At 42.1% G+C, this 12,508-nt stretch carries 14 protein-coding genes and 1 tRNA gene; all 15 read left to right on the top strand.

The annotated features are described in order from the left end of the window. Positions 1–5: 5 nt before the first annotated feature. The 15 genes from ACC612_RS04560 to rrp4 all read left to right on the top strand — a co-directional run bounded on the left by ACC612_RS04560 (position 6) and on the right by rrp4 (position 12,507). Entirely contained in the window at positions 6–1,793 is a 1,788-nt protein-coding gene (locus ACC612_RS04560; RefSeq protein WP_371853287.1) for a nickel-dependent hydrogenase large subunit, read from the top strand. A 13-nt stretch (positions 1,794–1,806) separates the two neighbouring features. After that, positions 1,807–2,586 carry a cytochrome B gene (locus ACC612_RS04555; protein ID WP_371853286.1) on the top strand — a complete coding sequence of 260 codons (780 nt, stop codon included), beginning with the start codon at positions 1,807–1,809 and terminating at the stop codon, positions 2,584–2,586. Then, a complete protein-coding gene (locus ACC612_RS04550; RefSeq protein ID WP_371853285.1) occupies positions 2,587–3,057 on the top strand; it encodes a hydrogenase maturation protease in 471 nt (156 codons plus the stop codon). A 171-nt stretch (positions 3,058–3,228) separates the two neighbouring features. Next, complete coding sequence (gene proS / locus ACC612_RS04545; RefSeq protein WP_371853284.1) at positions 3,229–4,665, top strand: proline--tRNA ligase; 1,437 nt, start codon at positions 3,229–3,231, stop codon at positions 4,663–4,665. A gap of 40 nt (positions 4,666–4,705) precedes the next feature. Next, entirely contained in the window at positions 4,706–5,770 is a 1,065-nt protein-coding gene (gene cobT / locus ACC612_RS04540) for a nicotinate mononucleotide-dependent phosphoribosyltransferase CobT (RefSeq protein ID WP_371853283.1), read from the top strand. A gap of 526 nt (positions 5,771–6,296) precedes the next feature. Continuing rightward, positions 6,297–6,485 (top strand) — tRNA-Trp (locus tag ACC612_RS04535). Positions 6,486–6,637: 152 nt separating this feature from the next. Next, on the top strand, positions 6,638–6,793 hold the full coding sequence (locus tag ACC612_RS04530) for a hypothetical protein (protein WP_371853282.1): 156 nt from the start codon (positions 6,638–6,640) through the stop codon (positions 6,791–6,793). Positions 6,794–6,806: 13 nt separating this feature from the next. Next, positions 6,807–7,808: a response regulator gene (locus ACC612_RS04525; protein WP_371853281.1), complete on the top strand. Its 1,002-nt coding sequence runs from the start codon at positions 6,807–6,809 to the stop codon at positions 7,806–7,808. Positions 7,809–7,972: 164 nt separating this feature from the next. After that, complete coding sequence (locus tag ACC612_RS04520) at positions 7,973–8,563, top strand: 50S ribosomal protein L15e (protein WP_371853280.1); 591 nt, start codon at positions 7,973–7,975, stop codon at positions 8,561–8,563. After that, positions 8,560–9,015 carry an RNA-binding protein gene (locus ACC612_RS04515; RefSeq protein WP_371853279.1) on the top strand — a complete coding sequence of 152 codons (456 nt, stop codon included), beginning with the start codon at positions 8,560–8,562 and terminating at the stop codon, positions 9,013–9,015. Before ACC612_RS04520 ends, ACC612_RS04515 begins: the two co-directional genes overlap by 4 nt. Further along, a complete protein-coding gene (gene rnp3 / locus ACC612_RS04510) occupies positions 9,008–9,742 on the top strand; it encodes a ribonuclease P protein component 3 (protein WP_371853278.1) in 735 nt (244 codons plus the stop codon). The genes ACC612_RS04515 and rnp3 overlap by 8 nt, the downstream gene beginning before the upstream one ends. After that, a complete protein-coding gene (locus tag ACC612_RS04505; RefSeq protein ID WP_371853277.1) occupies positions 9,739–10,104 on the top strand; it encodes an Rpp14/Pop5 family protein in 366 nt (121 codons plus the stop codon). The genes rnp3 and ACC612_RS04505 overlap by 4 nt, the downstream gene beginning before the upstream one ends. 65 nt (positions 10,105–10,169) lie before the next feature. Then, positions 10,170–10,955: an archaeal proteasome endopeptidase complex subunit alpha gene (gene psmA, locus ACC612_RS04500; protein WP_371853276.1), complete on the top strand. Its 786-nt coding sequence runs from the start codon at positions 10,170–10,172 to the stop codon at positions 10,953–10,955. Between the two features lie 50 nt (positions 10,956–11,005). Further along, positions 11,006–11,698 carry a ribosome assembly factor SBDS gene (locus ACC612_RS04495; protein ID WP_371853275.1) on the top strand — a complete coding sequence of 231 codons (693 nt, stop codon included), beginning with the start codon at positions 11,006–11,008 and terminating at the stop codon, positions 11,696–11,698. 11 nt (positions 11,699–11,709) lie between these two features. Then, positions 11,710–12,507, top strand: coding sequence for an exosome complex RNA-binding protein Rrp4 (gene rrp4 / locus ACC612_RS04490; RefSeq protein ID WP_371853274.1), 798 nt, complete (start codon positions 11,710–11,712; stop codon positions 12,505–12,507). Position 12,508 lies beyond the last annotated feature (1 nt).

Raw genomic sequence — 12,508 nt, 5'->3', positions numbered from 1 at the left:
TAATAATGACTCGTGTTGTAGTTGATCCATTAACACGTATTGAGGGACATCTCCGTGTGTCCACAGAAGTAGATGAAAACGGTGTGATTACTGAAGCAATGAGCTCAGGCATGCTATTCAGAGGGCTTGAACGCATACTTGTAGGCCGTGACCCAAGAGATGCAGCACGTTACACCCAGAGAGTTTGTGGCGTATGTCCAACAGGTCATGCAATGGCAGCTGCTAACGCTCTTGACGACCTCTTTGGAGTAGCAGACCAGATCCCGAAAGATGCACTTGTTACAAGGAACATCATCCAGTGTTTGAATACATTAGCCAGCCACGCAACACACATATACGTGTTATGGGGACCTGATGTTGTCAATCCTGCATATAGAGATGCATTAGCTACCCTAGGCGATACTGGGAATGCAATATGGAGCGAACTTCTCAGCCGCTTTGCACCTATCAGCTATAAGCTTAATGGAACAGCAGTTACACCAGGTACATCTTACATAGGTGCTATCAAGGAAAAGAAAAGATTGGAAGAAGCTATAGCTCTTATAGGCGGAAAGATGCCACACCAGATGTCAAGTATAGTAGGAGGAGTAACCTATCCACCAACTGTTGCTGACATTGGAAAAATGTCCTCATATTACCTCCAGGTAATGGACTTCGTAAATGGCACAACCCTTGGTGTAGACACTACCACCTGGCTTGATAACACATTCAGGGCATCTTCCCCACAGAATGCAGTGAAATTCCTGCAAGAACACCTTCAGGGACTTGTGGACAAATCCCTTACAACTAACGACTTCTCCCACGCAGCAGGCTGGGGAGACGTTGAGATGATTGCTGCATTTGGTTCAGAACTCGTCGGTGAAAAACTGCTAGGCTTGCCAGTAAGCTATAAGCTTGATAAACTAGGAGGATATAGCAAGGATTCTAATGTAGGATTCCTTAGCTTTGGTGTATTCTACGATGTTGAGAACGGCGACGGTTATGACCCAGTGAATTTTGGAGAGAAAAGCTTCATAAAATCTGCATTTATCAACCATGCAGGCGAAAAGCAGAAATTCGACCATAAAAAGATAACAGAGGAAACCAGCCATGCCTTCTATGAAGGAGATACAAACGTCCACCCACTTGAAGGAGTAACAGACCCAGTAAAGACCGCTGCTGAGATCGACTACAATGGTGACAGTACCAGCAGATACACATGGTTCAAAGCTCCACGTTACGATGGAATACCATGTGAAGCCGGACCAATTTCCCGTATGATGGCAATAGATGAGCCATTGACAACAGGTCTGATAAAGGCATTCACAGACAATGGGTATTCAGGCGTCAACGTTTTCACAAGAATGGTGGCTAGAGCACAGGAACTTCTCATCCTTACCGAGCAGTTGCTAAAGTGGGTTACAGTAGACCTTAATCCAAACGGAAAGTTCTGTGTCCACACAGATCTTAGCATGGCAAAGGATAGCGAGGGCGTTGGCCTCTGGGAAGCTCCCCGTGGTGCAATTGGTCACTGGGCAAAAACAGGTTCAGATTCAATGCTAACCAATTTCCAGATGGTCATACCAACCACATGGAACTTATCCCCAAGAGATGCAAATGGAGTCCCGGGTCCAATGGAGCAGTGCCTTGTAGGAACAAAGATCTCAGCTATTGAGAATTTGCTTAAAGTCGATTATGCAAACCCCACAGGCATATTGCATACCGGAAGATCATTCGACCCATGCATTTCATGTGCTATACACACCATTGACCTGACAAAGAAGAACAAGCCTCAGACATATACAATAGTATAAAGGGGTGGACTAGATGACGAATAAGGGAAGACATGCAGAGAGGCATTCCTTTATGGAGAGGGTGGCACATTTAACCCACCTTATCTCTTTATTTGTTTTACTTATCACCGGATTCAGGATCTATTTTGGCTGGGGATTCATGGTATACCATGATGCATTTTACCTGCACATAATATTTGCAGTGATGTTCATCGTAGCTAACTGGATAATGATTCCTTACAACATAGCAACTACTGAATTGCCACATTGTGAAATGTGCAAAACTGGAAAGCACAGTGCTCTCAAGCACAGGGTATCTGGCATATTCAATAGATATATCTTTGGCCCTGCAGATGTAAAAAAGAGTTGGCAGATACTGCTCAACTATGTAGGTAAAGCAGACTATCCACCTATCACAGTATATGATGTTAAGAATGAAGGGTACATCGACAAATTGCATCCTGCTACTAAATTCCTGTTACCAATAGAAGGATTGGCAGTATTTCTGATAGTAGTTACCGGTATTGTCATATACGACCTAGACTGGAGCATATTGGGTCTGCCCATAAGCCAGTGGCTGCTTGCCATAGCAGATATTGTTGCACCTATCTTTAACATGGGTGGAATACCATTCATGAGGACCATACATCTCCTGATGGCTTACTTCTTCATTATTGAAGTAATAATACATGTAGGAATAATCGAGTTTGATCCGAAAGTGTGGAAATACCACAAGGCTGTATTCCTGACAGGTGAAGAAGACCTTAACGACCGCAACTACGTAAAACTCGTCAATGCAGAAAAGGAGAGATAAATGATACGCATACTGGGATGTGGCAATCCTCTTGTAGGCGATGACGGAATTGGAGTCCACATTGCAAATAAACTGATGGAAATACACTCGCAACTGCCAGACAATGTAGAAGTAATAGATGCCGGAGTAGGCGGTCTAGAACTACTTAACTTTATGGAAAATGCTGAGCAGATCATAATCGTAGACGCAGTTAAAGGTGCAGGAGACATTGGCAGCATACATCGCTTCGAAATTGAAGATATAAAAGATGCCATATCCGGTGATGCGCTATCGATACATGACACAAGCATTGCAGACGTGCTCTGCATCGCACAGCATGTCCAGGAAATGCCTAAAAGTGTCAAGATCTTTGCCATAGAGATCGAAGAGGCGAAAGAAGTATCTATTTGCCTTTCCGAGAAAGTTCAGGCTTCTGTTGACGAAGTTATAAACATGATCCTTGATGAAGTTAGACAAAAGCAAGGATCTTAAGTAAAAAAAGGATGTATGGCTTGATTTATAGCCATTCACCTTTCACTATTTTTAAAATCACGTACATATTCTGCCCTATATCCAGATAGAGCATACCGTTTGTCTTAAAAAGGAAATGCCTATAAGCAATGCATCTGTTTATACGTGCAGATCAAGATAGCAGGTGACTTAATGACAGAAAAAGAGAAAGATGCAACCCTTCCTGCGAAGAAGGATTTTAGCGAATGGTACAATGAGCTATTGCAGGTAGCAGAAATAATGGATGTGCGTTATCCTGTAAAAGGCCTGTATGTATGGTACCCATTCGGTTTTACGATAAGGAAAAACGTATACACTATTATCAGGGAACTGTTAGACAAAGACCATATGGAAACATTGTTCCCACTTCTTATACCTGAAAACGAGTTCATGAAAGAAGCAGAACACATAAAGGGTTTTGAGGATGAAGTATATTGGGTCACTCACGGAGGCACTTCCCCCCTTGATGTTAAGTTGGCCCTTAGACCCACAAGTGAAACAGCCATCTACCCTATGTATAAATTGTGGGTACGCTCACACGCAGACCTGCCTTTGAAATTGTATCAGGTAGTTAACACGTTCAGGTATGAGACAAAACATACACGACCCTTAATAAGATTGAGGGAAATTACTTCTTTTAAAGAAGCACATACAGTACATGCCACATGGGAAGAAGCTGCAGAGCAGGTAGATGAAGCAATCAGAATCTATACCGAATTTTATCGCAGGCTTGCAGTTCCGGTTCTCGCTTCAAAACGTCCCGACTGGGATAAATTTCCCGGAGCGGACTATACTATAGCCGTTGATGCATTGATGCCTGACAGCAAGACATTACAGGTTGGTACAGCCCATCACCTGGGTGACAATTTTGCCAGGACTTTTGACATAAAATACGAGAATCCAGCTGGAGAACAGGTATATGCTCATCAAACATGCTATGGAGTATCTGAACGTTCAATAGCCGCACTTATATCCATACATGGCGATGACAAAGGCCTTGTGCTACCCCCGGAAGTATCCCCTATTCAAGTAGTGATCATTCCTATTGTATTCAAAGACTCATCTGATGTGATACAGGCATGCAAAAAAGTGCAGCAGCTCCTACAAGCCGCAGGAATAAGTGTTAAAGTAGACCTCAGCGACGACAGACCGGGAGCCAAGTATTACAGATGGGAAATGAAAGGCGTTCCATTGAGACTGGAGATTGGCCCTCGTGATCTCAAAAACAATGTTGCCATGCTGGTTCGCAGAGATACGGGAGAAAAGAGGCAGGCACCTTTGGAGAACATAAGACAGGAAGTAGAAGATACATTAAAAGCCATTCAATCCAGTCTTTATGAGACAGCAGTAGCAGATGTACAGGGACGCATATTTTCTTGCTCATCTCTTGAAGATGTCAAAGAGAAATTGTCAGAGGGGATTGCACTCCTTCCCTGGTGCGGCGAAAAATCATGTGGTTTGAAGATTGAAGAAGAAATTGGTGCAGGTATTCTAGGCATACCCACTGGACAGGAAGAGGGCCGCAAAGGACAATGTCCCGTGTGTGGTAAAGATGCAAGTGTAAAAGTTTATGTAGCAAGGAAATATTGATTTCCTTGAAACTTACTTTTTACCAAAAAGAGGGTGTATCATGGAAGGATTATCACCGGAAAATATGAAGACTCCTGAAAGACCATTGTTCCTGTGTGTGTTGGCAAATACTGAAACTGCTTACATAGAAGGTATTTCTGCTGCTGGTAAAACAGCAAAACTAACTGATTACACACCACCTGGGGATGCCGAGGTACTTGAAACAGGCATGGTCGTGGACATTCCAATTCTACCCATGACACCACCTTATGACACTCCAACTCCTGCACTAATAACCCGGGTGGCACTTAACCTAACTGGTGTACCACATATGCTCGTTAATGCCGGATTGAAGATTCTGCCTGCAAAAACAGTGCCCTTGGTAGACATTGGGGGTTCCCCGGGAAAAGACATTCGTGAGCCAATAGCTGTACCCGACGCACAGAGCATCTTTGAAAGCGGCTTTAAGCTGGGCAGAGAGCTTAAGGAAAAATATGACTTTGTCATGATCGGTGAAAGTATACCTGCGGGTACCACTACTGCCAATGCGGTACTGGCAGCCCTTGGATATAATGGAAATGTTAGCAGCAGTGCTTCCACCAACCCTCTTGAACTTAAAAGACAGGTTGTGTGTGATGCTCTGAAATCCTCAGGTATTAAACCAGGAGATCTTCGTGAAAAACCCATGGAAGCCATCAAATGCGTAGGAGACCCCATGATGGCAGCTGTGGCGGGAATAGCCGCTGGGCTTGAAGATGTACCAGTTATCCTTGCAGGTGGCACGCAGATGGCAACAATATTTGGAGTTATCAAACATCTTGGTTATAAGACAGATAACATTACCATTGTAACAACCTGCTATGTTATGAATGATACTTCCGCCCACTTTGAGCAGCTTGCAGAAAAGCTTGATGCAAAAGCCTATGCTACTGACCCTGGATTCGGACAATCACGCCTGCAGGGACTGAGACAGTACGAGGCAGGATTTGTAAAAGAAGGAGTAGGAGCAGGCGGCGCAATTTACCTCACACAGATGTTTGGCATACCTGTAGAAAAACTTAGATCAGAGATCGAAATGCTCTGTGAGAAATTGTCAAAATATGGTGATATTGAAAGAGTGAAATAACGGATAGGATCAAAATAAATATTTATGTGGATGTAGTAGTGCATCCACAATTCTTGCAGTAGTAAACTACATTTGAGCCAATCAGTTGTTTTTTCATAGGGGTTTGGCAAAAACTGCATAATTTGAGTTGTGCACTAACATTATTTTTCAGAGATTCGCCCTTAGATTGTTGCTCCTTAATGGAACATACATTTTTACTGCTGGCAAGCGACAAATTATTCCCCCTATAAATTATGGTATCTGAATTAGAAAGCGCTGTTTGGCATACAATTCAAAAACAGAGGGGTTATACCCCTGTTTTGAGAACATATCATGCAATCTTTACTTCCTCTATTCCTAACTCCAAGAAAGTAGGACGTAATATTATTTAACAGTATTTGTAAGCATATGAATGCAATTTATTTAAATATATTAATTGATATATGCGAATAGTGCCCTCGAAATAACTATTATGAGAGATATATTCAATAACTCATTACCGATAGATATATCAGTAATAAGATGCATTCAGGGGATACACCTATCTGGGGTTGTGGCCTAGCCCGGCATGGCGACGGGCTCCAGCGGATAGATGATGAACAACGGGTCTACTGAGATTTGTCCGACGGGACTTATCTGTGAGGAACCGTTGGAGCACTGATATGTGCTCAGAATGCTGAAGAAGCATTTGTTCGGAGAGACCCGTCGATCGTGAGTTCAAATCTCACCAACCCCACTTTTGGTAATTCAATTAATTGCAATCGACATGTACCTTCTTACAAAAAGTATTTACTATTTTTACACCTTTACATGATACGATATCTATATACTTATTCAAATATATACAGGTTTATGAGGAAATGAGAATGCATAAAGGTGGAAGATGCCATGTTTGAAAACATAGTATCAAGAGATACAAATGAGAGCATTAAGTTCTTTGAAAATATGGCTCACAAATATTATATATGGTGCGATGGCATTTTTATAAGAAGTAATCCCAAGTTAAAAAAGAGGATATATTCTTCTCTGAATAACGGATTTTAATAGAGGTAACACCATGATAAGATCAGATCTTGACAGGGTACTAGTAGTTGATGATGAGCCGGCTATCGTGGATCTCATGGAGCTTTATCTCAAATTAGATTATGAAATAATCCGAGCCTATAACGGCAAAGAGGCACTGGAGAAGGCAAGGTCTGAAAAACCTTCAGTGATAATCCTCGATGTAATGATGCCTGACATGAATGGATACGAGGTCTGTAAAGTATTGAAGACCTCAGTAGAAACTCAATTCATTCCTATAATAATGGTAACGGCACTTTCGGGCAAGGATGAGAAAATTAAAGGCCTTGAGTCGGGAGCAGATGAATTCTTAAGCAAGCCAGTTAACAGGCTTGAACTTGTAACACGCGTAAAATCCCTTACAAGAATAAAACACCTCCAGGACAGGATACTTGCAGAGCGTAATTATGCATACCAATGTATCGACGTAGCTGGAGTTATAATGTTAGTAGTGGATCGCGAACAAAAGATTAATCTTGTGAATCTTACAGGTAATGAATCCCTAGGTTATGATGAATTTGAACTTATTGGACAGAACATGTTCGATGTCTTGATCTCGCCCGAAGACAAAGAGAAAGGAAAAGAGATCTTTACCAACATAATATCAGGGAGTGAAGAAAACTCATCTTCTGTTGAAATAAAAATGATAAAGAAAAACGGAGACCAGATGATCGTTAATTGGAGCTTTTCACCAATGTACGATAGTGAAGAGAATATTGAGGCATTGATATGTTCAGGAAAAGACATCACTGAACTGCGGATAAAAGATGAGCTTTTGCTAAGTTTGAAAGAAATAAAAGAAACGTTCTCCGATATGCTGCTTCAGGATTTGCTTGGCTCGGCTTCTAATATCCAGGAGTACGCAAAATTGCTGTTAGAACTGGAAACAAAGCCACAAAATGAAGCATACATCCAGAAAATAGTTCAAAATATATCAAATATGATCGAAACTCTGGAGAATGCATCTACATATTTAGAACGTCAGCTTGGCGAATAAATGAAATAGAACATTGGAAATGGTAGTTTAAAAGCTGAAAGTTAGCGAAAACATTTAAATCATATCATGTGCGTACTAATCACGTTTCATTCGGGAGGAATCCCGTAGGAATGTAGTCCGATAGGACTGAACCGTGAAACTTAAAATGAAACAGGTGAACATAATTGTCTAAATCATTTTACGGATATATAAGAGATGCATGGAAGAACCCTGATGCTACATATGTAAAGGACCTCAGGTGGGAGAGGCTTCAAGAATGGAGAGAACAGGGTTCCATCGTGAAAATAAGAAGACCTACACGTATAGACCGTGCAAGATCTCTTGGCTACAAGGCAAAGCAGGGAATAATCGTAGTCCGTGCAAAAGTAAGGCGAGGTAGCCGCAGAAACCAAAGATATGTTCGTGGAAGACGTAGCCACAACATGGGTAAGAACAAGACCACCGCAGGCAAGAGCATTCAGAGAATAGCTGAAGAGCGTGCATCCAGAAAATACCCCAACATGGAAGTTCTGAATTCCTACTGGGTAGGCGAAGATGGCAAAGCGAAGTGGTATGAAGTAATCCTGATAGACCCAAGCCACCCAGTGATCAAGAGCGATAGCAGCCTTAACTGGATCTGCAACAGCAGTCAGAAGAGACGTGCCTTCCGTGGAAAGACCAGCGCCGGTGTGAAAGGAAGAGGCATGGGTAAGCGTGGTACTGGTACTGAGAAGAACAGGCCCAGCATCAGGTCCAACATGAACAGGGGCAAGTGATCCATCATATCAGTTTTCGAGTGATATGTCACTCGACAGAGGAAAAATCCAGGGTAATGGATGCCCTGGGTTTGTTTTTAAGAAATTTTGATAGGGAAAAGGAGTCCCGGTCATTCGCAGATATAGTAGGCACTATAGAAGCTGAAGGACATTACGGGAATCCTATAACCATCTTCAGTGCACAGCTTACACGTAAACGTGACACTATGTCCTTTGCTGAATTTGTTCACAGCAACATGACACCAGAAGACATTGAGACACTCAGAGACGAAATGCCAGATAGACTAGATGATGATCAGGTGTTTCATCTGCGATTTGATAAACAAGAAGCTTATATGGGCCGTGTGAAGCTTGTATCATCCTCAGATGCAATTACTGCCAAAGTAAAGATAGAGACTTATCCAAAGGACAGAGAAACAGCTGGAAAGATAGTGGAGGAGTTGTTTGGTTGAAGCTTATTATGACCTCTGCATCCGTTTTATACCAGATGACGAGGCTTCAATTGAAAAGTTTATCTCCTTAGCTAAACATTTTGGATTTGTTGGTGCGGGCATAACAGAAGTGGCCAATAAAGGAAGTACACCATGCAGATACTTCAACAGTTCTGGTTTTGATCTTGTGCATGGGATCGAAATATGTGAAGACAATCCTTCCAAATTGCATTCACTGGCCAGCCGCTACTCTCGAAAGGCCAACATAGTAATTGCCCAAGGAGGAGCGGATAAGCTTAACCGATCGGCAATTGAAACCGCAGAGATAGATATACTATCGTTGCCTCTTGGCATAAAAGAAGGCGGTTTCGATCATGTGATAGCAAAAGCTGCTGCTGACAGAGGGATAGCTTTAGAGTTTGATGTAGGGACTCTGATAAGATACAGAGGTGGAAAAAGAGTACATGCAATATCAGAACTTGAGCAGAGGCTCATGCTTGCAAGGAAATTTGAAGTGAATATGGTACTCACAAGCGCTGCAAGATCTATTTACGATATGAGAGGACCAAGAGAACTTGCAGCATTGGCAAGCTTATTTGGGATGACAAAAGAAGAAGCAATAAAATCCATGACAGCTACACCTACCACCATACTCAAACGAAAAAGAAGATCAAACAATTATATTATGGATGGTGTGGAACTCATAGAAGAGCAAATCTGCCCAGAAAACCAGGAGGAGTTTTGTTGAAAACACTTCCTCCAAGCTTGAGGGAGAGGAAGCGTTATCTTGCAATAGAGATAATAGCAGAATATGATGTGTCAAGAGAAGAGCTATTACGTGAGATCTTTGCGGCCATTGGATCCCTTCTAGGAGATATAGGTTCTAGTGAGTGTGGATTAAGATTGTTGGATTATGATAAACAGAAAGGTATACTTCGTTGCTCCCACATGATGTCTGAAAAATCCCGTGCTGCCCTTGCCACAATAACCAGCATAGGTGGACAAAGAGCAATAGTGCATGTACTAGGTATTTCAGGAACAGTTAGGGGCGCGACACAAAAGTATATACAGTGTGCAGCCATAACAGAAACCGAGCACATTAATATATAAGTTATAACAATGTTCATAGAACAGAGCCGATGAAAAGACAATTTGATAATAGGAGATGATTAGATATGCAAATGACACCACAGATGGGTTACGATCGTGCCATCACAGTATTTAGTCCAGATGGAAGGCTCTTTCAAGTGGAATATGCAAGAGAAGCCGTGAAAAGAGGAACAACTGCGGCAGGCATCAAAGCAAAGGATGGCGTTGTACTTTTAGTAGATAAAAGGATTACCAGCAGGCTTATAGAAGCTGAATCCATAGAAAAGATATTCCAGATCGACAGCCATATAGGCGTCGCGACTTCAGGATTAGTGGCTGATGCACGTTCACTCGTTGACAGAGCAAGAGTTGAAGCACAGATCAACAAAGTGTCCTATGATGAGAATATAGGTGTTGAAGTGCTTGCTAAGAAGATCTGTGACCACAAGCAGAGTTATACGCAGTATGGCGGAGTCAGACCTTACGGTACCGCACTTCTTATTGCAGGAGTAGACGACACCAGACCAAGACTGTTTGAAAGCGACCCAAGTGGAGCTTTGTTGGAATATAAAGCCACAGCTATCGGTGCCGGAAGGAACACTTTTATGGAAGTCTTCGAAGCAGACTATCGCGGAGATTTAACCATAGATGAAGCTATAACACTTGGAATGACCGCTTTATATAAATCCACTGAAGGAAAGCTGGATGCTTCTACACTTGAAGTTGGAGTTGTTACAATGCAGGACCGCTCATTCCGCAAGCTTGCAGAAGAAGAAGTACAGCAATATGTAGCAAAAGTCATTGAAGAGCACAAGAGCGAAGTAAAAGAGGATACTGGCTCTGTTTCGGACAATGGGGCCTCCAGTGAGTGAGAACACTCCATAACATTACATAACTCCGTGTTGAAAGAGGGGAGTATAAGATGGTATCTCTTGATGAATCAGTCATTGCAAGGCTTAAGAAGGGTAAGAACCACTATGAAGTCTTTGTAGAACCAGAGGGAGCACTGGCATTGAAAAAAGGAGATGATGTGAAGATAGAAGACATCATTGCAGTCGAATCCATTTTTTCTGATGCCAGCCAGGGAGAACATGCAGCTGAAACGGACCTAGTTAATGTTTTTGGTACTTTGGACGCATTGATAGTTGCAAAGGAGATAATCTTACACGGAGAGCTACAGTTAACCAAAGAGCAAAGGAAACGCATCCTTGATGAGAAAACCAAACGTATAGTCAGCACGATAGCACAGAATGCAATAAATCCACAGACCAGGACTCCTCACCCACCTTCAAGAATAGAAAAGGCGATGGAAGAAGCAAAAGTACATATAGATCCCTTTAAACCCGTAGATGAACAAGTAATGATCGTAATGAAGGCTATCCGTCCGATCATACCTATACGTTTTGAAGAAGTTCAGATAGCAGTAAAGGTGCCAGGAGAATATGCACCGAAGTCATACGGAGAGATAGCAAGGTTTGGAACTTTGGTAAAGGAAGAATGGCAGCGCGATGGATCCTGGGTAGGCGTTATAAAAATGCCTGCAGGAATGCAGAACGATTTTTATGGTCTTGTGAACCATCTCACCAAGGGTGATGCTGAGACTAAACTTTTATAAGAGGCAAAAGAATGGATAGAGAAATTGTAGTTCCGGGTCAACTTCTTTCCGATAATACGAATGAATCGGGCTCCGGAACCTATGTAAAGGAGGGAAAAGTGTACTCTCTTCTTTATGGAGTGACTAATGTAAAGAACAGAATATCAGTAATTCCTTTTTCAGGAAAATACATTCCTTCCAGAAAGGATTTTGTTATAGGCACTGTTTTTGAGATAACCTCTTCCAACTGGATTTTTGATATTGGCTCTCCTTATGATGGCTTGTTGCATGTGTCAGAATATCCGAGACGTATAGAATCTTCCATGATGAAAGAAATACTGAGAATAGGAGATTCCGCCATCCTTAGGATAAAAGATGTTGATGCTTCCATGAAGATAGAACTTACCCTTAGAGAGAAGGGGTTAAGGAAGATCAAAGGAGGAAGGCTGATAGAAGTACCTTCTTCAAAAGTCCCTCGCGTAATCGGACACAATGGCTCTATGGTCTCAATGTTGAAGAAAGAGACAGCATGCGAGATATTTGTCGGGCAGAATGGAAGAATATGGATAAACGGCAAAGATGAGGATATGGATAAACTTTCAGAAGCTATCGACATAATCATTCGTGAATCCCATACATCTGGTCTGACAGACAAGATCAGCCAGTTCCTAGAAGTAGACAAAGGAACTGAGAAGGAGATCGAAGAGGATAAAGTAGAAGAAGAAGATACCGATCTGGAAACTGCAGAGTCAGAAGATACTGAAGATGCAGAAGATGTAGATGAGACCAGCAGAAAGGTAGATCAGTTACTAGACACAGAGGAAAACTGAA

The organism is Methanomethylovorans sp. (assembly GCF_041447285.1).
Taxonomy (GTDB): Archaea; Halobacteriota; Methanosarcinia; order Methanosarcinales; family Methanosarcinaceae; genus Methanomethylovorans.
This window is presented reverse-complemented; position numbering and strand designations above follow the sequence as displayed.